Origin of the sequence: Micromonospora costi (assembly GCF_003626655.1) — a bacterium.
GTDB classification, from domain to species: domain Bacteria; phylum Actinomycetota; class Actinomycetes; order Mycobacteriales; family Micromonosporaceae; genus Micromonospora; species Micromonospora costi.
The window spans coordinates 81,182-98,492 of the sequence record NZ_RBAN01000003.1; the positions used below are offsets into that span (position 1 = coordinate 81,182).

Annotated in this window: 22 protein-coding genes; 8 read left to right on the plus strand and 14 right to left on the minus strand. The window is 73.8% G+C overall.

Annotation, left to right across the window (positions count from 1 at the left end; translation table 11 throughout):
* Positions 1–82 precede the first annotated feature (82 nt).
* The gene (locus D7193_RS16935) at positions 83–802 is read right to left on the minus strand and encodes a lysophospholipid acyltransferase family protein (RefSeq protein WP_120780502.1); all 720 of its coding nucleotides are present in this window, start codon (positions 800–802) and stop codon (positions 83–85) included.
* A 100-nt stretch (positions 803–902) separates the two neighbouring features.
* Between D7193_RS16935 and D7193_RS16940 the strand changes: the two genes are divergently transcribed.
* Positions 903–1,550: an alpha/beta hydrolase gene (locus D7193_RS16940; RefSeq protein ID WP_120780503.1), complete on the plus strand. Its 648-nt coding sequence runs from the start codon at positions 903–905 to the stop codon at positions 1,548–1,550.
* Positions 1,551–1,671: 121 nt separating this feature from the next.
* Here D7193_RS16940 and D7193_RS16945 read toward each other — a convergent pair whose 3' ends face one another.
* From D7193_RS16945 to D7193_RS16975, 8 genes are all read right to left on the minus strand, one after another.
* Positions 1,672–3,732, minus strand: a complete 2,061-nt coding sequence (locus D7193_RS16945) for an amylo-alpha-1,6-glucosidase (protein WP_120780504.1) — start codon at positions 3,730–3,732, stop codon at positions 1,672–1,674.
* Entirely contained in the window at positions 3,732–4,103 is a 372-nt protein-coding gene (locus tag D7193_RS16950; protein WP_120780505.1) for an SCP2 sterol-binding domain-containing protein, read from the minus strand. The genes D7193_RS16945 and D7193_RS16950 overlap by 1 nt, the downstream gene beginning before the upstream one ends.
* 274 nt (positions 4,104–4,377) lie before the next feature.
* Positions 4,378–4,794, minus strand: coding sequence for a CBS domain-containing protein (locus D7193_RS16955; RefSeq protein ID WP_120780506.1), 417 nt, complete (start codon positions 4,792–4,794; stop codon positions 4,378–4,380).
* Positions 4,795–4,983: 189 nt separating this feature from the next.
* Complete coding sequence (locus tag D7193_RS33480; protein ID WP_158674819.1) at positions 4,984–5,145, minus strand: hypothetical protein; 162 nt, start codon at positions 5,143–5,145, stop codon at positions 4,984–4,986.
* 108 nt (positions 5,146–5,253) lie between these two features.
* Positions 5,254–5,694, minus strand: coding sequence for a PPOX class F420-dependent oxidoreductase (locus tag D7193_RS16960; protein WP_120781334.1), 441 nt, complete (start codon positions 5,692–5,694; stop codon positions 5,254–5,256).
* Positions 5,695–5,842: 148 nt separating this feature from the next.
* The gene (locus D7193_RS16965) at positions 5,843–6,868 is read right to left on the minus strand and encodes an aspartate-semialdehyde dehydrogenase (RefSeq protein WP_120780507.1); all 1,026 of its coding nucleotides are present in this window, start codon (positions 6,866–6,868) and stop codon (positions 5,843–5,845) included.
* Positions 6,869–7,174: 306 nt separating this feature from the next.
* Positions 7,175–8,533, minus strand: coding sequence for a M16 family metallopeptidase (locus D7193_RS16970; RefSeq protein ID WP_120780508.1), 1,359 nt, complete (start codon positions 8,531–8,533; stop codon positions 7,175–7,177).
* A complete protein-coding gene (locus tag D7193_RS16975) occupies positions 8,530–9,822 on the minus strand; it encodes a M16 family metallopeptidase (protein ID WP_120780509.1) in 1,293 nt (430 codons plus the stop codon). Before D7193_RS16975 ends, D7193_RS16970 begins: the two co-directional genes overlap by 4 nt.
* A 105-nt stretch (positions 9,823–9,927) precedes the next feature.
* Here D7193_RS16975 and D7193_RS16980 point away from each other — a divergent pair, with 105 nt between their 5' ends.
* Positions 9,928–10,680, plus strand: coding sequence for a phosphodiesterase (locus D7193_RS16980; protein ID WP_120780510.1), 753 nt, complete (start codon positions 9,928–9,930; stop codon positions 10,678–10,680).
* On the opposite strand, the gene D7193_RS16985 is transcribed toward D7193_RS16980, so the two are convergent.
* On the minus strand, positions 10,647–10,859 hold the full coding sequence (locus D7193_RS16985; RefSeq protein ID WP_120780511.1) for a hypothetical protein: 213 nt from the start codon (positions 10,857–10,859) through the stop codon (positions 10,647–10,649). The genes D7193_RS16980 and D7193_RS16985 overlap by 34 nt on opposite strands.
* Before the next feature lie 282 nt (positions 10,860–11,141).
* On the opposite strand from D7193_RS16985, the gene D7193_RS16990 reads away from it, so the two are divergent.
* From D7193_RS16990 to D7193_RS17000, 3 genes are all read left to right on the plus strand, one after another.
* The gene (locus tag D7193_RS16990; protein WP_120780512.1) at positions 11,142–12,236 is read left to right on the plus strand and encodes a 3-deoxy-7-phosphoheptulonate synthase; all 1,095 of its coding nucleotides are present in this window, start codon (positions 11,142–11,144) and stop codon (positions 12,234–12,236) included.
* Positions 12,237–12,414: 178 nt separating this feature from the next.
* On the plus strand, positions 12,415–12,648 hold the full coding sequence (locus tag D7193_RS16995; RefSeq protein WP_377456127.1) for a hypothetical protein: 234 nt from the start codon (positions 12,415–12,417) through the stop codon (positions 12,646–12,648).
* 37 nt (positions 12,649–12,685) lie between these two features.
* The gene (locus D7193_RS17000) at positions 12,686–12,895 is read left to right on the plus strand and encodes a hypothetical protein (RefSeq protein ID WP_120780514.1); all 210 of its coding nucleotides are present in this window, start codon (positions 12,686–12,688) and stop codon (positions 12,893–12,895) included.
* Between the two features lie 57 nt (positions 12,896–12,952).
* On the opposite strand, the gene D7193_RS17005 is transcribed toward D7193_RS17000, so the two are convergent.
* The 3 genes from D7193_RS17005 to D7193_RS17015 form a co-directional block, all read right to left on the minus strand.
* Entirely contained in the window at positions 12,953–13,495 is a 543-nt protein-coding gene (locus D7193_RS17005; RefSeq protein WP_120780515.1) for a DUF1360 domain-containing protein, read from the minus strand.
* A 104-nt stretch (positions 13,496–13,599) separates the two neighbouring features.
* Positions 13,600–13,935: a hypothetical protein gene (locus D7193_RS17010; RefSeq protein ID WP_120780516.1), complete on the minus strand. Its 336-nt coding sequence runs from the start codon at positions 13,933–13,935 to the stop codon at positions 13,600–13,602.
* The gene (locus D7193_RS17015; protein ID WP_120780517.1) at positions 13,935–14,276 is read right to left on the minus strand and encodes a DUF6158 family protein; all 342 of its coding nucleotides are present in this window, start codon (positions 14,274–14,276) and stop codon (positions 13,935–13,937) included. Before D7193_RS17015 ends, D7193_RS17010 begins: the two co-directional genes overlap by 1 nt.
* A 130-nt stretch (positions 14,277–14,406) precedes the next feature.
* Here D7193_RS17015 and D7193_RS17020 point away from each other — a divergent pair, with 130 nt between their 5' ends.
* Positions 14,407–14,841: a hypothetical protein gene (locus D7193_RS17020; RefSeq protein ID WP_120780518.1), complete on the plus strand. Its 435-nt coding sequence runs from the start codon at positions 14,407–14,409 to the stop codon at positions 14,839–14,841.
* A gap of 25 nt (positions 14,842–14,866) precedes the next feature.
* A complete protein-coding gene (locus D7193_RS17025; protein WP_120780519.1) occupies positions 14,867–15,193 on the plus strand; it encodes a DUF3817 domain-containing protein in 327 nt (108 codons plus the stop codon).
* A 70-nt stretch (positions 15,194–15,263) separates the two neighbouring features.
* On the opposite strand, the gene D7193_RS17030 is transcribed toward D7193_RS17025, so the two are convergent.
* Positions 15,264–15,746, minus strand: coding sequence for a DUF6232 family protein (locus D7193_RS17030; RefSeq protein ID WP_241563152.1), 483 nt, complete (start codon positions 15,744–15,746; stop codon positions 15,264–15,266).
* A gap of 548 nt (positions 15,747–16,294) precedes the next feature.
* On the opposite strand from D7193_RS17030, the gene D7193_RS17035 reads away from it, so the two are divergent.
* Complete coding sequence (locus D7193_RS17035) at positions 16,295–17,272, plus strand: C40 family peptidase (protein ID WP_120780521.1); 978 nt, start codon at positions 16,295–16,297, stop codon at positions 17,270–17,272.
* The last annotated feature ends 39 nt before the right edge of the window (positions 17,273–17,311 follow it).

Consider the following 17,311-nt stretch of genomic DNA (forward strand, 5'->3'; position numbering starts at 1 on the left):
TTTCGGCCCCTGGTTCGCACCTTCTGCCCCTTATGTCGGGGCAGAAGGTGCAAGATCGCGGGGGGTCAGCGGGCGTCCGGGGTTAGCGCGCGGCGGCTTCGGGTGGGGTGGGCGCCGTTCCGCCCAGGTGCGCGGGAAGCCACCAGCGGTCGTCCGGGCCGGCCGGTTGCTCGGGGTACGCCCGCTGCGCCCGGTCCACGAGGGCGGACAGCCGCTCCTTCAGCCCCGCCGTCATCGCCGCGGCGTCCGGCCAGCCGGCCGGGTCCATCGGCTCACCGACCAGGATGGTGATGGGCGTGTGCCGGCGCGTCAACGTACGGGGGCGGCCCTTCGTCCAGAGCCGCTGCGTGCCCCAGAGCGCCACCGGCAGCAGCGGCACGCCCGCCTCGTGGGCCATCCGTGCCGCGCCGCTCTTCAACTCCTTGACCGTGAACGACTGGCTGATCGTCGCCTCGGGGAAGACGCCGACCACCTCGCCGCGGCGCAACGCGTCCACCGCGGCCTCGTACGAACCGGCGCCGGCGGCCCGATCAACCGGGATGTGCCGCATCCCGCGCATGAGCGGGCCGGAGACCCGGTGCCTGAACACCGACTGCTTGGCCATGAAACGCACCAGCCGGCGGGACCCGTGGGCGCCGAGCCCGCAGAAGATGAAGTCGAGATAGCTGACGTGGTTGCTGGCCAGCACCGCCCCGCCGGTGCGGGGTACGTGGTGGGCGCCCTCGATGGTGATCCGCAGGTCGAGGACCCGGAACATCGTCTTGGCGAAGGCGATCACGGGCGGGTACACGAGTTCCGGCATCCGCGGAATCTACCCAACCCGACTGTGCTCAACCTGAACGTGTTTCTGCCCTCAGAGGATCACCCTGGTCGTCGATGGCGACGCGCAGCACGATGGCCGCATGACGGAACGCGGTGTGGTGCTCTGGATCCACGGCGGGGGCTGGCGCGCCCGCTCGAGCGAGGACGGCGCGGCGCTCGCCGCGCACGGGCTGCGGGTGGTGCCGACCACCTACCGGTTCGTGCACGAGGCGCACTGGCCGGCCCAGCTCGACGACGTACGCGCCGCCGCCCGGCGGGCCCGGGCGGAGGCGGGAGGTCTTCCGCTGCTGGTGGCCGGCGACTCCGCCGGGGGGATGCTCGCGCTGCACCTGGCGCTGCGCGGCGTCGACGAGCCGCACGACGTGGCGGGCGCGCTGGCGTACTGGCCGCCGGTGGACCCGTTGGGCTCTGACTGGAAGCGGCTGCGCGACGGCGACGACCCGTTCGCCGACCTGATCGGTCACCCGCCCGTGGCCGGCGACCCGGCCACCCTCGACGCCACCGTGGCGACGCACGTGGGCAACCGGGTGCCGGTGCTGCTCGTCCAGGGCGTCGACGACCGGTCCGTGCCCGCGACGCAGGCCGTGGGGCTCACCGGGGCGCTGCTCGCCGCCGGGCACCCCGTGCACAGTTGGATCACCCACGGCGGGCACGCGCTGCCGCTGGACCGGCCGGACCTGCACGCCGTCACCGCCGCCTTCCTCGACACGGTCCTGCCGCCGGCCTGAGGCACGCCGGCCGGTCCCGACGCGGCCCGCGCGGGCGACCGGCACTCGACGTGAAGCCGCCCGACGCGGGGCGGCGGCACGCCGCACCGCCGCCGGTGCGACCGGCGGCGGTGCGGAGTTCTCAGTCGGTCAACCGGTGCAGGTCCAGCCGGCCCCGGGCGAAGGCGTCCACCCGGCCCCACCGGCCCGGGATGTCCAGCACCTCGATCCGGCCCATGCCGATGGGCAGCCGCGGGTCGACCGACAGGTGGCCCTCGTGCGGCTCAAGGCCGAGCATGGTGCGCAGCAGGAGCAGCGGCGTACCGGTCGACCACGCCTGCGGGCTGCACGCCGTCGGGTACTCCACGGGGAACTTCGTGAGGTCCCGGTGGTAGCCGCCGAACGCCTCGGGCAGCCGGCCGTCGAAGTAGGTGGCCGCGTCCAGGATGCCGCTCGCGATGGTGGCCGCCTCCTCCGAGAAGCCGTAGCGGCGCAGGCCCCAGGCGATGAAGGAGTTGTCGAACGGCCAGATCGTCCCGTTGTGGTAGCCGATCGGGTTGTAGCGGATCTCCCCCTCGGCGAGCGTACGGACACCCCAGCCGGAGAACAGCCGGGGACCAACCAGGTGCCCGGCGATCTTCTCGGCCCGGTCGTGGTCCACGATCCCGCTCCACAGCAGGTGGCCGATGTTGGAGCTGAGCACGTCGCACTGACGCCCGTCGGGGTCGAGCGCGAGGGCGAAGTACTCGCCGTCGTCCACCCAGAAGTCCTGGTTGAACCGCTGCTTCAGCTCCGCGGCCTCCCGCTCCAGCTGATCGGCGTACGCCGGGTCGTTCCAGAACTCCCGGGCGAGCCGGGCGGCCCGGACCTTGGCGTCGTACGCGTACCCCTGCACCTCGCACGTGGCCCGGGGAAACGGCGGCAGCCGGCCGTCGGAGTAGGAGATGGAGTCCCAGGAGTCCTTCCAGCACTGGTTCTCCAGACCGGTGTCCGTGTTGCGCCGCTCGTACCAGATGTAGCCGTTGCCGACGAGGTCGGCGTACTCGTCGACCCACCGCAGCGCGGCCCGGGACTCCTGCTCCAACTCCTTGACCAGCGCGACGTCCCCGGTCCACCGCTCGTACTCGTCGAGCAGGACCACGAACAGCGGGGTGGCGTCCACCGAGCCGTAGTACGGCGAGTGGGGTTGCTCCTCGAACGCGGCGGTCTCCCCGTACCGCATCTCGTGCAGGATCCGGCCGGGATCCTCGTCGCGGAAGTCGTCGAAGCGGGTGCCCTGGAGCGAGGCCAGGATCCGCAGCGTCGTCTTCGACAGCGCCGGGGTGAACGGCAGCGTCTGGAGGCAGGTCAGGATGCTGTCCCGCCCGAACATCGTCATGAACCAGGGCAGACCGGCGGCGGGCAGGGTCGCCCCGCCGAGCGAGAGCGGTGAGAAGCGCAGGGCCGCGAGATCGACGAGGCTGCGCCGGTATGTGGACGCGAGATCCTCATGCTGGCTGTTGAGCTTCGGGGCCTCCCGGATCCACTTCTCCAGGTCGTGCTGGAGGGCGAGTCGCTCGGTGCCGTGCGCCCGTACACCGATCCGCAGGTCCCGGCCGCCGGGCCCGACGGCGAGAGTCTCCACGTCGATCCGGGTCTCCCACTGCTCGTTCGGTTCCAGGTGGATGGTGTACGCGAAGCCCTGCGAGTCGTACCGGGCCGGAGCGGAGGAGGAGATCACCGTCTCGCGGACGAAGTTGCCGCGCCGGTAGCCCAGACGCAGCCGGTCGGGCTCGACCTCGCTGTAGATCTCGCCCTTCTTGTTGAGGATCTCGTCCTTGACCTGGAACAGGTCGGCGAAGTCCGACCCGGCGTCCATCCGGATCTCCAGGTCGACGGCCTTCTCGTCGTGGTTGAGGATCGTGATCTGCTCACGGAAGCTGCCACCGACGGCCCGCTCCCGGATGATCGACAGCTTCGCGTCGATGTAGTGGGTGGCCATGCCGGGGACCAGGAAGAACCGCGCCTCGTAGTACTGGAGGTCGTCGTAGGAGAGCGCGTTGAGCCGCTCGTCGTTGACCTTCAGCACCCACGTGGACAGGAAGCGCGTGTCCAGGGAGAACAGGCCGGTCGGCTCGCTGGGCGTCGCCTCGATGTCACCGGTGTCCTCGGAGACCACGAACGTGTTGCCGTCCAGGATCCGGATCGTGCCGCTCGCCGCCATCAGCGCACCTCCCGCTGGAACCGTCGGCGGGGCCCGCGGGACTCCGGGTCGCCGGGAAAGATTCGTTCCACCTGCACCAGCAACCGGGCGTCGCCGGCCACCGTCATGTCACCGCGCAGGATCGCCGCGATCCCGTGCTCCCGGCCGGCGGCGATGTCCTCGAACAGTGCCGGGCTGGTCCCGATCACCGTGTCGGCCTCACGATCCTCCTGGCTCACCTGGATCCGGCCGTGGTCGATGTGCAGCAGCCAGTGCGTGGTCTGCGGCCCCTCGTGCAGGTCGAGCCGGAGCTTCCCGGCGGTCTTGGCCAGCCGCGGCTCGTACCCCCGCCGGTCGATCTCCTCGAAGAACCTCGTGGTGGCGTCCAGCATCCGGTCCCTCCTCCCGGTCGCGCGCCCGGTGCCGACCGGCCGAGGTGGATACGGACGCTCCAGACGGCCCGGCCGGCGTCGGAGGACGGGTCCCCGCCCGGCGTGCCGTCAACCTCGCCCGCATCGGGTGATCCGGCGCGTGCTGCCATGGCGTCGGCACCGGCCGCTGGCGTCCCGGCGCCGCGCAGGCTCCTCGCCGTACGGCGGGAACGGTCGCGACAGGCGACGGCTCCCCCGGTGATCCGGGGGAGCCGGCGCACGTCCGCGGCGGACGTCAGTTGTTCGGGTCGTCGGCGCTGATGTCGGCGAGCACCGACTGCGGCTCACGCTCGACGGCGAGGTCACCCATCGAGACGAGCCCGACGAGCCGACCGTCGTCGACCACCGGCAACCGCCGCACCGCGTAGGTGCGCATCAGGTCGGCGGCGGACACCGCGTCGTCGTACTGGCTCACGGTGACCACGTCCTTGGACGTGATCTGGTTGAGCCGGGTGGTGGCAGGGTCCATGTTCTCCGCCACGGCCCGGACCGTGATGTCCCGGTCCGTCACGATGCCGACCACGTTGCCGCCGTCGGTCACCACCACGTCCCCGATCGCACTGTCGCGCATCTCCTGGGCCGCCGCGGTGAGCGTGTCGTCGCCGCTCATCGTCACCAACCGGGTCGTCATGAACTCACCGACCGTTGTCATGGTGCCCCCTCTCGGTGTCGGCACGGCCGTCTACCCGGCACCCCCGACGGGGTAACGCCGGCCGCCACGCGTTCGGGTCCGCCCGGCCGGCGGGCCGACCGGCCGGCGGGCCGACCGGCCGGCGGGCCGACCGGCCGGCGGGCCGACCGGCCGGCGCCGGCGCCGGCGCCGGCGCCGGCGCGACCCTCGTCAGCGGGACCGGCGCCGGCGCAACCGGCCACGGACCTGGTCCAGGCCGACGACGGACGTCGCGGAGAACACCGGCAGGAACAGGAAGATCCCGAGCGCGACGGGAGGGCTGGCCAGGAACCCCACCAGGCCGGCCCCACCGAACGCGAACAGCCCGAACACCCCACGGGCCCGCTCCAGCCGGAAGAAGCGCCGCCGTCCCGCCCGGGAGCGTGCGCGCGTCGGGGACGTCCTCGCCGCAGGGGGCGGCGACGGCCGGCCGCCGAGTGGTCAGCCGCGCGGCGGCAGGCCGTAGATGCGCTCGACGTGCATCCGCAGTACGAGGCGACGATCGTCGACCATGGCCCGCCGGTAGTCGTCCCAGTCGGGGTGTTCGCCCTGGACCGACCGGTAGAGCCCGATCAGCTCCTCCACGGTGGCGTCGGTCCGGTCCGCGGCGACCGGGGTCAGCTCGGCGCGTGCCTCGACCACCGCGTACGCCCAGCCGTCGGCGCTGCTCACGTGGAAGCTGGCGCGCGGGTCCCGGCGGAGGTTGGCGGTCTTGGCCCGGTCGGCGGTCAACGAGACGCGGATGACGCCCGCGTCCCGGTCGAACGCGTAATTCACGCTGGACAGCTGCGGCCGCCCGTCCCGTTTGATGGTCGCCAGCACGCCCAGCCGGCCGCAGGCCACCAGGTCCGTCAACGCCTGCTGCGTACGCTCATCGGCCACGACGTCCTCCACCTCGCACGATCCAATCTCCGATCCATACACGCCGGGCCGGGCCGGCCGGGTTGGCCGGCCGCCGCCGGGCCGCGCCCGGAGGCGCGAGCCCGGCGCGCGGCGGCGCGGGCCGGGACCCGGTGCGGCGCGGCGGCGTTCAGCGGCGCTCGGCGGCGACCAGCTCGGCGATCTGCACGGCGTTGAGCGCGGCGCCCTTGCGCAGGTTGTCGTTCGAGCAGAAGAGGGCCAGCCCGTGCGCCACGGTCTCGTCGGCCCGGATGCGCCCGACGTACACCGGGTCCCGGCCGGCCGCGAGCTGCGGCGTGGGGACGTCGGCGAGCACCACGCCGGGTGCGCCGTCGAGCAGCTCCCGGGCCCGCCGCGGGCTGATCGGCCGGGCGAACCGGGCGTTGATCTGCAGGGAGTGGCCGGTGAAGACCGGGACGCGGACGCAGGTGCCGGAGACCGGGAGCCCGGGAATCTCGAGGATCTTGCGGCTCTCGTTGCGGAGCTTCTGCTCCTCCTCCGTCTCGAAGGAGCCGTCGTCGACGATCGACCCGGCGAGCGGCAGCACGTTGAACGCGACCGGCTGGGCGAACGCGCGCGGCGCGGGGAACTCCACGGCCGCGCCGTCGAAGGCGAGCCCCGCGGCGTGCTCCGCGACCTTGCGCACCTGCTCGTCCAGCTCGGCGACACCGGCCAGGCCGGCGCCGGAGACCGCCTGGTAGGTCGAGACCACGAGGCCGACCAGGTCGGCCTCCGCGTGCAGCGGGCGCAGCACCGGCATGGCGGCCATCGTGGTGCAGTTCGGGTTGGCGATGATGCCCTTCGGGCGTACGGCGGCGGCGTGCGGGTTGACCTCGGCGACGACCAGCGGCACGTCCGGGTCCATCCGGAACGCCGAGGAGTTGTCGATCACCACGGCGCCGGCCGCGGCGACCCGGGGAGCCAGCTCCTTCGCGGTGCCCTTGCCGGCCGAGAAGAGGGCGATGTCGAGCCCGGAGTAGTCGGCGGTGGCCGCGTCCTCCACGGTGACCTCGCCGTCCCGCCAGGGCAGCGTGCGACCCGCCGACCGGGCCGAGGCGAACAACCGCACCTGCTCCGCCGGAAACTCCCGTTCCGCCAGCACCTGCCGCATCACGCCACCGACCTGGCCGGTGGCCCCCACAATGCCGATCCTCATGCCCGCGAGGCTACCTACGCCGACCCTCCGACCGGGAAGGCTTTCCCACCGCCCGCGCCCGGCGTCACAGACCGCGGCCGGTCCCGGCGGAGCCCCGCCACCATCGCCCGCCCGCAACGAAACCGCCCGGCGACGCCGAGCCACGGAAGATTGGCGGGCCACCACGGCGTCCCGCCGGAGCATCGCCGGCCGGACCGGGCGGCCCGGCGCCGCACGGCCGCCCTTCGCCGGGGGCCGCGACGCGACCGAGATCACACCGCGCCCACCGCCGGGGTGCCCGACACCTCGGACACCCCGGCGGGTGGTTCAGCGGCGGGACCCGGGCGCCACGTCGACGATGTCGCCGAGACCGCTGGCCGCGAGTTCGTCCCGGATCACGGCGGCGTCGCCCTCCACGACGAGGGTGAGCGAATCCGCGTGCAGGTGGGCCGCGGCCGCGGCGCTCACCTGCTCCACGTCGGCGGCGAGCAGCGCCTCGCGCAGCCGCGCGTGGTAGTCGTCCGGCAGGTCGTGCACCACGAGCGTGGTCAGGGCCGAGGCGATGGCGCGCGGGGTCTGCAGTTCCACCGACAGCTGCCCGGCCCGCCAGGAGCGGGCGACCGCCAGTTCCTCCTCGGTGACGCCGCCGCTCTGCGTACGGGCGATCTCGCCGACCGACTCGACCAGGGCCGGGGCGGTGACGGCCGTCTGCACCCCGGAGCTGACGGCGAACCGGCCGAACCGCCGCGACGAGGCGAAGTCGCCCCGGATGCCGTACGTGTAGCCGCGTACCTCGCGGATCAGGTGGTTGAGCCGGGAGGTGAAGGCGCCGCCGAGCACGGTGCCGGCGAGCGTCATGGGCACGTGGTCGGGGTGGGCGCGGTGCGGGGACGGGTGCCCCAGCCGCAGCGTGGACTGCACCGAGCCGGGCCTGTCGACCAGGATGATCCGCCGCTCGGCGCGCGGCGGCGTCTGGATCGGGCCGCCCCGCTCGACCGGGCCGCCACCGGTGCCGGCGAACGCCGCGGCGGCGAGCGCGTCCAGGTCGACGCGGTCCAGGTCGCCGGCCACGATGAGGGTGCCCGGCCGGATGAACCACTCGGAGTGGAAGACCCGCACGTCCTCGACGTCGAGGCCGGCGACCGAGTCCGGGTCGCCGTACATCGGGCGGCCCCAGCGGTTCTCCGCGCCGAACAGGTCGGCGCGCAGCGCCGCGTCGGCCCGCGGGCCCGGGTTGGCCCAGTCCATCCGCAGCGCCGTCGCCTCGTCGTCCCGCACCCGGGCGACGTCGGCGGGGTCGAGCCGGGGCGTGCGGACCGCCTCGGCGAGGAGTTCCACGGCGGCGTTCAGCCGGTCCACCGGCACCTGCACGCTGACCTGGAACGAGTCCCAGTCCAGCCCCGCGACCAGCTCGGTGCCGAGCCCTTCGACGGCGAGCGCGTACGCGGCCGCGTCACGTTGGGCGGTGCCCTCCTCCAGCGCCTTCGCGAGCACCCCGCCGAGCCCCTCCTTGCCGACGGGCTCCCGCTCGGCGCCGGCGTCGAGCAGCAGCAGCGCCACGGCGAGGTTCTGCCCGGGCAGGTGCGCGGCGACCACCCGACCGCCGGCCACGGTGCGGCGGACCACCGGCGGGAACCGGTACGGGCGGGCGGCGCCCGGCCCGGGGCGGGCGGTGATCAGCGTCATGGCTTCTCCTCGGCGAGGTAGGTCAGGGTCACCCGGTCGTCGGCGGCGAGGACCTCGGCGGCGGCTTCGGCGATCTGCTCGGCGGTCACCGCGAGCCAGGCGGGCAGCCGCTCGGCGGCCTTGGCCGGGTCGCCGAACTGGGTGGCGTACCGGCCGAGCGTGTCCGCGCGGCCGTCCACGGTGGACATCTGGCGCCACCACGCCGTGCTGAGCAGCGCCTTGGCGCGGTCGAGCTCGGCGGCGGTGACCGGAACGGTGGCCAGCTCGTCCACCACGGCGTGCAGCCCGGCGGCGAGCCGCTCGGCGCCGACACCGGGACGGGCGGTCGCGGTCGCGATCAGCGGCGCGGGCGCGTGCGCCAGGTCCACCCCGTACGCCCCGACCAGGTCCGGCTGGGCGATCCGTTCGCCGTCGGCGAGCCGCTGGTAGAGCCGGCTGCCCCGGCCGCTGCCCAGCACGGCGGCCAGCACCGTCACCACGTCGTAGCCGGCGCTGCCGAACGGGTGGGTGCGGTGCGCCACGTACACCCGGGGAGCCGGCACCTCGGCGGTGACCGTCTCGACCGCGGGCCGCCCGGTGGCCGGGACCGTCCGGCCGTCCGGCGCGGGCGGGATGTCCGCGCGCGCCGGAATGCCGCCGAAGTACTTGTCGGCCAGCGCGAACACCTCGGCGGCCGAGGCGTCGCCGACCACGGTGAGCACCGCGTTGTTGGGCGCGTAGTAGGTCCGGTGGAACGCCTGGAAGGTCGCGAGGTCGGCGGCGTTCAGGTCGGCCATCGAACCGATCGTGGCGTGGTGGTACGGGTGGCCCGGCGGGTAGAGCAGGGGCAGCAGCCGCAGCCAGGCGTCCCCGTACGGCACGTTCTCGTAGCGCTGGCGGCGCTCGTTCTTGACCACGTCCCGCTGGTTGTCCAGCGTCTCCTGGGTCAGCGCCGGCACCAGGCCGCCCATCCGGTCAGCCTCGAGCCAGAAGGCCAGTTCGAGGTGCTCGGCCGGGACCGTCTCGAAGTAGTTGGTCCGGTCCGGGTTGGTGGTGGCGTTGAGCGAGCCGCCGGAGCCCTGGATCAACTTCATGTGCTCGGTCTTCGCGACGTTCACCGAGCCCTCGAACATCAGGTGCTCGAAGAGGTGGGCGAAGCCGGTCTGCCCCTGCGGCTCGTGCCGGGAGCCGACGTCGTACCAGAGGTTCACCGCGACCGCCGGCGCGGTGCGGTCCTCGCTCACCACCACGCGCAGGCCGTTGTCCAGTCGGGTCGTCTCGATGGGCCAGGGGTAACCGCTGTCGGGCATGGGACGACGCTATCCGATCGCGCAGGCGGAAAGGGGACGCGCGGGCGTCGGGCGAGCCGGTGCGGCCCGGCGCATTGACGGCGCGTGCCCGGGTACGGGGGGTCCATGTCCGCGCCCACCGTCCGCCCGTCCGCGCCCGGCGCCGCGGCGCGCGCGGCCGCCGCTGTCCGCCGCGCCTCCGCCGTCCTGGCCCGCCTGCGGCGGGCCCGGCTGTTCCACCCCGACGGCCGCTCGTTCACCGGCGAGGTGACGATCTGGGGTACGCCCGGCCCGCCGACCGGTGTCGCCCTGCTCGACCAGCCGGGCCGGTACCCGGCGACCATCCGCTTCTCCAAGGGCCTGTCGACACCGGGGAGCTGGCCGGACGTGCTCGGGCTGGCGGTGCGGCTGCACGCCGCCGGCCCGTTCGACCTGCTGGTCGGCTCCAGCGCGGCGCCACCGCTGCTGCGGGCGATGTCGCTGCCCCGGCGGCGCTTCGCGGGGACGTACAGCACGGTCACGCCGCTGCGGACGGCCCGCCGCCGGGTGTGGCTCGGCCTGCTCGCCGACCCGGAGTCGCCGGACCTCGGCCGCAGCCTCGCGCAGGTGGCCACCGCGGCCCGGACGGGCGAGCCCCGCCTGGTGCTCGCCGTCGCCTCCGCCGTGGGACCGTGGCGACCGCTCGGCGAGGTCAGCGTCGGCGACCAGCTCAGCGCCCGGCAGGACGCCGCCCTGGCGTTCGACCCGATCGGCAACGTGCCGGCCGGGCTGCGCGCGACCGGACCGCTGGCGTGGCTGCGGGACCAGACCTACCGGGGGTCCCGCGCGGCCCGCGGCGCCTCGGCTCAGTCCGGCGGCTCGCTCGGGGTCACGGTCTGATCCGAGGTGCGGTGCTCCAGCACCGTGTCGGGCGCCATGTTCCGGTCCTCCCGGTCGTCCGACTCGGTGAGGATCGCCTCGGCCTGCGCCTCCGGGTCGTCGCTCCCGACCACCGCCTCCTCGGGCAGCAGGTGCGACCGGGTCTCGACACGGTCGGGCTCGCTGTGCTCGTCGCTCATGGCACCCCTCATACCCCGGCCCCGCCGCCGGCACGCCCGCGCCGCCCGCGGGGTGGCGTCCGCGGCGTCGGGGTGTGACCGACCGGATCCGTCGGGTAGGCTGGCCCCCGTGACGCGGTCGTATCGATGGTTTAGGCAGCCGGCTGGAGGAGCCGGTGACTTCACCATGATCTGACGTCACCTCTCTTCGAGCCGGCAAGGGCAGGGCCTCGGGTTCCTGCCCTTTCGCGTACGAGCAGCCGGCTCGACCCGGGCACCGGCCCCGGCGCGGTCGGCGAAAGGATGCCCACCGTGACGACCCCGGAGACCGACCGGGTCAGCGACCAGCGGATCGACCGCGTCGTGCCGCTGACCACCCCGGCCCTGCTGCACCACGAGCTGCCCCTGGACGACTCGCTCGCCTCGGCCGTACTGGCCGACCGGCGCGCGGTCGCCAAGGTGCTCGACCGCGCCGACGACCGCCTGCTGGTGGTCGTCGGGCCGTGCTCGGTGCACGACCCGGCCGCCGCCCTGGACTACGCCCGACGGCTGCGCGAGGCCGCCGATCGGCTCGCCGACGACCTGCTCATCGTGATGCGGGTCTACTTCGAGAAGCCGCGCTCGACGGTCGGCTGGAAGGGCCTCATCAACGACCCCGGGCTGGACGGCTCGGGCGACGTGAACACGGGCCTGCGGCTGGCCCGGGCGCTCCTGCTCGACGTGCTGCGCCTCGGCCTGCCCGTGGGCTGCGAGTTCCTCGACCCGATCACGCCGCAGTACATCGCGGACACGGTGGGCTGGGGCGCCATCGGGGCCCGGACGGTCGAGAGCCAGGTACACCGACAGCTCGCCTCCGGGCTGTCCATGCCGATCGGGATGAAGAACCGCCCGGACGGCAGCATCAGCACGGCGGTGGACGCGATCCGCGCGGCCGGCGTACCGCACGTCTTCCCCGGCATCGACGTGTCCGGCACCCCGGCGATCATGCACACGCGCGGGAACGCGGACGGCCACCTCGTGCTGCGCGGTGGCGGCGGCCGGCCCAACTACGACGCCGAATCGGTGGCCGGGGCGCTCGACCTGCTGCGGGCGGCCGGCCTGCCGGAGCGGGTGGTCGTCGACGCCAGCCACGCCAACAGCGGCAAGGACCACCGCAACCAGCCGCTGGTGGCCGCCGACGTGGCCGCGCAGCTCGCGGCCGGCCAGCGCGGCATCGTCGGCATCATGCTGGAGTCGTTCCTCCAGCCCGGCCGTCAGGACCTGGACCCGACCCGCGAGCTGGAGTACGGCCTGTCCGTCACCGACGCCTGCATGGGCTGGGACACCACGGCGGACGTCCTCGACCAGCTGGCCAAGGCCGTCCGCGCCCGCCGCGCCACCCTCCCAACCCCAGCCTGACCCCCTCCCCGTCCGCCCTCGCCGGTCCACCCTCGTGATCAAGAGCTTTGCGTCTCGGAAGCCGCCGGATCTGACGCAAACCTCTTGATCACCGGGGTGAGGGGCGGGTGGGCGGGCGGGCGGGCGGGGGACGGGTTCCGGGGGTGGGTGGGCGTTTGGCCCTTTTCGGCCGGGGTAGCTGATCGGCGTGACCGACGACGCACCCGTGACCGACGAGACCGACACCCGCCGCCTCGACGACCTGCTCGAAGACCTGTACCACGGCCAGGAGCGGGTCACCCAGGCGACGATCTACCGCCGGGCGGTGGCCGCGGAGCTTCCCGCGGACTGGCTCACCCGCATCGCCGCCCTGCCCGAGGGGGAGTACTCGGTCGACGAGGCCGCGGACCTGCTCGGCGGCTCGGTCACCTGAGCCGAACCCCCGCAGCCCCCGGTGAGAGGAGAGCGCCATGGCCCGCCACGAGGAGCAGCACGAGAACGTCCCGGCGTTGGGACAGCCCCCGGAGGGTGTGGACACCCTGCCCGACCCGGACTTCGCCAACGAGCACGAGCGGACGGCGGTCGACCGCGACGTGGTGACCGGCGCCGACGAGGGCGAGCGGGAGCCGGAGCGGTCCCGCGGCTGGGCCGGTGAGGACCACGGCACCACACCGACCTGAGCACCAGACGTACGGAAGGGCCGGCGCGGGTCGCCGGCCCTTCCGCGTGGTCGGGGTCTAGTCCTCCTCGTGGCCGCCGCCCTCGGCGGCCTGCTGGGCCACCGCGTACCCCATCTGGAGGAAGTCGGACGCGGCCACCGCCGTGAGCGCCGTGGCCACCAGGCGGGTCAGCCGCGGAGCCAGCACCAGGCCGCCGGTGAGGCCGGTGGCGACCCAGACGGCGAGGCAGAACGGGCAGCTCAGCAGCTCCCCGATCGCGTGCCGGGTGGAGCTGCCCGAGTCGCGCACCTCCTCCATGACCTCGCCGCTGCCGATCGGCCGGTCGTAGCGGGTGAACGGGGCGCGCAGCGGGCTGGTCACCGCGTCCTTCGACAGCAGGCGGCTCAACTTGTGCGTGGCGATGGACAGCAGCACCACGTCGGACGGAGCCGGACGCTCCGGCACCGGCCGCCCGGTCAGCCGGGCCGCGCCGGCGAGTGCCGCCGTCACGCCCGCGTACGTGCCCATGGCCGCCAGGTAGCCGCCGAGGGGGCGGTGTTCGTGCGGCGCGTACGCCTGGCGCAGCCGCGTCACCTTCTGCTTCAAGCCGTTGGGGGTCACCCGGTCTCCTCGCTCCTCACGTCCTACGCGCCGGCGCACCGCCGGCGCGGCGTGCCGTCTCCCGCGGTCGGGTGGCGGGGTCGGCGCGGCCACCGGCCGCCGACTCAGCCGGCCTGGAGGTTGTCGGCCACCTCGCGGGCCAGGTTGTCCAGCGCCTCGGTGGCCAGCCGGTCGGCGTCCGGACGGCCGGTCTCGCCGGCGAGGTCGAACCGGATGCGGGCGCCGCCGGAGTCCTCCGGGCCCACCCGGATCTCGGCCGTGAGGTCCGCCGGGGAGGGGGCGCGCCACCGCGCGCTCAGCTCCTCGCCCCGGATCTCCGGCGTCGGGGCGCCGTCGCTGCGCAGCGGCGCGGGCAACCAGGCGGACGCCCGGGCCGGATCGGTCGCGGTGTTGAAGACGACCTCCGGTGGCGCGGACATGCCGCGCTCGGCGTGCGCCATCACTCGTCCCGCAGCCGGCTCGGGTCGACCTCGCGGCCCGGGTGCCGGGCCAGGTACTCGGTCTCCAGCTCCGCGGTGCGACGCAGGTGGTGGGCGAGCGCGGAGTCGGACGCGTGCCGCAGCGTGTCCAGCCGGGTGCGGTGCAGGCTGTGCATCTCGCGGATCAGGTCCTCGTCGGTCAGCTCACCGGGGTCGACGCCCAGCTCGCCGTCCAGGTCCGGGCCGGCGGTGGCCGGGTCGGCGAGGTGGTCGCCGCTCCACTCGGTGACCCGCTCCTCCGGGCTGGCGTCGCTCGCGCCGCTCGACGGGTAGCCGTCCTGTCGTACGGATCCGGTCATCATCGCCCCCCTGGTCTCGTTTGGGCTGGCGTCTAGACGGTTGCCCACAGCGGGTGCCACCAAACCACGCCACGTCGGCGACAACTACGACACCGCGTCGGAGAGCGCCGCCCGTCCCGGTACCCTCGATGCCATGAAGCGGCTCTGGACCCCGGCGTGGATCGCACGCCACGTGGCCACGGTCGTGCTGGTCGTCGCGTTCCTCGCGCTGGGCTGGTGGCAGATCAGCCGGGCCGCCGGCGGCAACACGCTCAGCTGGGCGTACGCATTCGAGTGGCCGATCTTCGCGGGGTTCGTGGTCTTCGTCTGGTGGCGTGAGGTGCGGCACACCCTGCGCGGCGGCGTCCTGCCCGTCGAGCAGGTCGCCGTCACTCCCGAGCCGACCGCCGTCGCGGGCGGCGGGCCCGACGGGCCGGCGGCGCGTCCGGTCGTCCGCCGGCCGGTCCGGGTGGCCCGGGTGCCGGCCGCGGCCGACGGTCCGGAGGACGCCGACCTGGCCGCCTACAACCGCTACCTGTCATGGTTGAACGCGAATCCGGGCGCGAAGCCCGGTGACTATCCCGGCTGAGCCGGGTTCGGAAGGACGGACAGAGGTGGGCGGAGCCCTTACCCGGTACCGCGCGATCGCCTGGATCGTGGGTGTGGTGCTGATCGTGCTGGTCGTGATCGGGATGCCGCTGAAGTACGCGTTCGACAACCCGGTCGTCGTGGAGACCGTCGGCCCGGCGCACGGGTTCCTCTACATGGTCTACCTGGTGGCCGCCTTCGACCTGGGCCGCCGCGCGGACTGGCCGCTGAAGCGGATGCTCGCCGTGATGCTCGCGGGCACGGTGCCGTTCGTGTCCTTCTACGCCGAGCGGCGCGTGACGAACTGGCTGCACCGGCCCGCCGAGCGCACCCCGGAGCCGGTCGCCGGCTGACAAGCGGCCCAGTTCGATCCCGGCTGAGCCGGTCGGCGCCGGTGGGGTCGGCCCGGCCGGCGCCGACCGGTCAGCGGCTCGGTCGCCAGGGGTCGACCGAGGCCAGCGGCTCGTTCCAGCCGCCGTACCGGTTCATCTCCCGGGCCCGCACGAGCGCCCGGGTGACCTGGCCGAACTGCCGTTCGTCGTCGGTGCTGAACAGCAGCACCTCCTCGCCCCGGTAGATGCCCCGCAACTCGTACGCGGGCGGCCGCCAGCGGTCGCCCGCCAGCGCGAGCAGCGCGGGCACGAGCAGGACCGCTCCGAAGATCAGGTACGCCCCGGCGGTGAGCCGTTGCAGCCCACCGCTGAAGCCGAGCAGCAGGCCCACTCCGCCGATCATCGCTCCGCTCGTGGCCACGGCCCGGACGGCGATCCGGTCGTGGGGGCCGCGGGTGCTGCGCAGGTGGGTCAGGTGGGCGACCCGGAAGGTGTTGCGGCCCACGGTGAACCGGTCGATCGTCACGATGATGCCGGGCCGTGCGTAGAGCAGCGTGTTCCTCGAGCCGGTCACCCTGGGTGATCCCGGCACCCGTGTGGTCGCGCCTTCAGGATTCACGTCATTCCTCCCGCGGCGGTTCGCCGGGTCGGCCCGTCGACGTCGGAGGCATCAATGCCGGTCGACGGGAATCCCGGCCCCGCGGGTTCATTGTGTTGTGGCCCTGCCAGCGAAGACCGCCGTTTAACCGACTCACCGACCAGGCACGCGGGCGGGGCATGACCAGGAATGGGAATCCATTTCCGTCTTTGTCGGTTATCACGTGTTGCTGTCCGGCGGCATACGCCCAGAACGACGAATGCCATTGTCTGAACAAAAGCGACAAGCCTGGCGCGTCCTCCGCGTGGACGCCTCGTTGGTGATCACAGTGGGTCACGCGTCGCAGCGGACGCTTCCCGCCACTTTGCCAACATTCGTCCCGTCTTCCACTGCGGGCGACTCCCGTCCCGGGTTAGGTTGGGCGGGCCGGCCCGGCCCAGCGCCCACCATCCGGAGGGCCCCGGTCCGGTGTCGCCGGGGGCGTCAGCACCCACCGGCGGCCGTGGGAGAGGAGCCTTTCGCTCTTGTCATCCCTGAAGACCAACCTGCTGCGCACCCTGGCGGTCGCCGGCCTGTCGGCCGCTCTGGTCGCCCCCGCGGCGGCGGCTCACGCCGAACCGTCCCCCGCCGACCTGACCCGGCGGATCGAACGGTCCTCGGCCGAGCTGGAGCGGGTCGTGGAGTCGTACAACAAGATCCGCGAGGACATCAAGGCGAACGAGGCCGCGGTGGTCCGATTACAGTCGCGGATCGGCCCGCTCGAACGGGAGGCCGCGCAGAGCCGGGCCGACCTGGGTGAGTTCGCGGCGACGGCGTACAAGACGGGTGGGCTGCGGACCGCGGACGCGCTGCTGCGTCCCGGCGGGTCGGCCGCCCTGATCGACCGGCTCGGCACCATCGATCGGCTGACGCAGCAGCGCCAGGAACGGATCGACGGATTCACGACCAGCCAGCGCCGGCTCATCGACGAGAAGAACCGGCTGAACACCGTGCTCGCGCGCCAGGCCGCCCAGGCCCGCACGCTGGCCACCACGAAGACGCGTATCGAACGCGACCTCGCGAGGCTCTACGAGCTGCGGCGCGAGGCGTACGGTCGGGCGACCGAGGCTCCGTCCGCGCCCCGGGCGCAGGCCGCCGCGGAGGCTCCGGCCGTGTCCGGCCAGGCCGGCGTCGCCGTCCGCTACGCCTACGGCGCCATCGGAAAGCCGTACGTCTGGGGCGGGTCCGGGCCGGACGGCTACGACTGCTCGGGTCTCACCTCGGCGGCCTGGCGGGCCGCCGGGAAATCCCTGCCGCACAACGCCCGGATGCAGTGGGGCGCCGTCGCCCACATCGGCCGCGGCGAATTGCGCCCGGGTGACCTGGTGTTCTACAGCGGTCTCGGGCACGTCGCCTTCTATGTCGGCGGCGGCCAGGTGATCGACGCGCCGAGCGCCGGCCGCAACGTGCTCAAGCGCGGCATGAACCTGATGCCCATCCACGGCTACGGTCGCGTGCGCTGACCCCCGGCACGCGGAACGGCCGGCGTCCCCCTATCGGAC

What these genes read in the sequence shown, in the direction of transcription:
- D7193_RS16970 (WP_120780508.1), bottom strand. Translation starts at nt 8,533, where the DNA reads ATGACGCTGATCACCGCCCGCCCCGGGCCGGGCGCCGCCCGCCCGTAC.
- D7193_RS17000 (WP_120780514.1), top strand. Translation starts at nt 12,686, where the DNA reads ATGGCCCGCCACGAGGAGCAGCACGAGAACGTCCCGGCGTTGGGACAG.
- D7193_RS16975 (WP_120780509.1), bottom strand. Translation starts at nt 9,822, where the DNA reads ATGCCCGACAGCGGTTACCCCTGGCCCATCGAGACGACCCGACTGGAC.
- D7193_RS16965 (WP_120780507.1), bottom strand. Translation starts at nt 6,868, where the DNA reads ATGAGGATCGGCATTGTGGGGGCCACCGGCCAGGTCGGTGGCGTGATG.
- D7193_RS16985 (WP_120780511.1), bottom strand. Translation starts at nt 10,859, where the DNA reads ATGAGCGACGAGCACAGCGAGCCCGACCGTGTCGAGACCCGGTCGCAC.
- D7193_RS17020 (WP_120780518.1), top strand. Translation starts at nt 14,407, where the DNA reads ATGAAGCGGCTCTGGACCCCGGCGTGGATCGCACGCCACGTGGCCACG.
- D7193_RS16940 (WP_120780503.1), top strand. Translation starts at nt 903, where the DNA reads ATGACGGAACGCGGTGTGGTGCTCTGGATCCACGGCGGGGGCTGGCGC.
- D7193_RS16950 (WP_120780505.1), bottom strand. Translation starts at nt 4,103, where the DNA reads ATGCTGGACGCCACCACGAGGTTCTTCGAGGAGATCGACCGGCGGGGG.
- D7193_RS16935 (WP_120780502.1), bottom strand. Translation starts at nt 802, where the DNA reads ATGCCGGAACTCGTGTACCCGCCCGTGATCGCCTTCGCCAAGACGATG.
- D7193_RS16980 (WP_120780510.1), top strand. Translation starts at nt 9,928, where the DNA reads ATGTCCGCGCCCACCGTCCGCCCGTCCGCGCCCGGCGCCGCGGCGCGC.
- D7193_RS17015 (WP_120780517.1), bottom strand. Translation starts at nt 14,276, where the DNA reads ATGATGACCGGATCCGTACGACAGGACGGCTACCCGTCGAGCGGCGCG.
- D7193_RS16945 (WP_120780504.1), bottom strand. Translation starts at nt 3,732, where the DNA reads ATGGCGGCGAGCGGCACGATCCGGATCCTGGACGGCAACACGTTCGTG.
- D7193_RS16990 (WP_120780512.1), top strand. Translation starts at nt 11,142, where the DNA reads ATGCCCACCGTGACGACCCCGGAGACCGACCGGGTCAGCGACCAGCGG.
- D7193_RS17010 (WP_120780516.1), bottom strand. Translation starts at nt 13,935, where the DNA reads ATGGCGCACGCCGAGCGCGGCATGTCCGCGCCACCGGAGGTCGTCTTC.
- D7193_RS16955 (WP_120780506.1), bottom strand. Translation starts at nt 4,794, where the DNA reads ATGACAACGGTCGGTGAGTTCATGACGACCCGGTTGGTGACGATGAGC.